The sequence below is a fragment of the Aestuariicoccus sp. MJ-SS9 genome, from assembly GCF_032586235.1.
In the GTDB taxonomy this organism is placed as follows: domain Bacteria; phylum Pseudomonadota; class Alphaproteobacteria; order Rhodobacterales; family Rhodobacteraceae; genus Aestuariicoccus.
Map to the genome: position 1 here is coordinate 1 of NZ_JAWHTD010000134.1, position 712 is coordinate 712.

The window sequence follows — 712 nt, forward strand, 5'->3', positions numbered from 1 at the left end:
TTCACCGCGCGAAAACAGAGCGGTGATATGTCTGATCTCTTCTGGCTGAGTGATGCGCAGATGGCGCGTCTGGAGCCCCATTTTCCGAAGTCCCATGGCAAGCCACGCGTCGACGATCGGCGCGTCCTGAGTGGGATTATTTTCATCAACCGCAATGGGTTAAGGTGGCGCGATGCCCCTGAAGCCTATGGCCCCCACAAGACACTCTACAACCGCTGGAAGCGCTGGAGCGACAGGGGGGTGTTTGCCCGGATGATGGCGGGACTGGCCGCCGAACACGGCGAAGAAAAAACCGTGATGATCGACGCGACCTATCTCAAGGCACACCGCACGGCTTCCAGTTTGGGGGTCAAAAAGGGGGGCGTGGACGCCTGATTGGCCGAACCAAGGGCGGAATGAACACCAAGTTGCATGCCATCTGCGATAGCCAAGGACGTCCACTCAATCTCTTTGTGACCGCTGGACAGGTCAGTGACTACATCGGAGCGCGGGCACTCCTGAGCAGCTTGCCGAAAGTGGAATGGCTCCTCGGGGATCGTGGCTATGATGCCGACTGGTTCCGGGAAGCGTTGAAAGACAAAGGGATACGGGCCTGCATCCCAGGTCGCAAGCAACGCAAGACTGCTGTGCGCTACGACAAACGCCGATACAAGCGTCGCAATCGCATCGAAATCATGTTTGGCAGGCTCAAAGACTGGCGCCGTGTCGCGAC

Annotated in this window: 1 protein-coding gene; it reads left to right on the forward strand. The window is 58.4% G+C overall.

The window, feature by feature from the left end:
• Positions 1 to 27: 27 nt before the first annotated feature.
• Positions 28 to 712, forward strand: a protein-coding gene (locus RXV88_RS23610; RefSeq protein WP_316296184.1) for an IS5 family transposase whose coding sequence is annotated in 2 segments (ribosomal slippage) — positions 28 to 346 and positions 346 to 712 — 686 coding nt annotated over the 2 segments. Because the reading frame shifts where the segments join, the coding sequence is not laid out codon by codon here. This gene is flagged as partial in the annotation.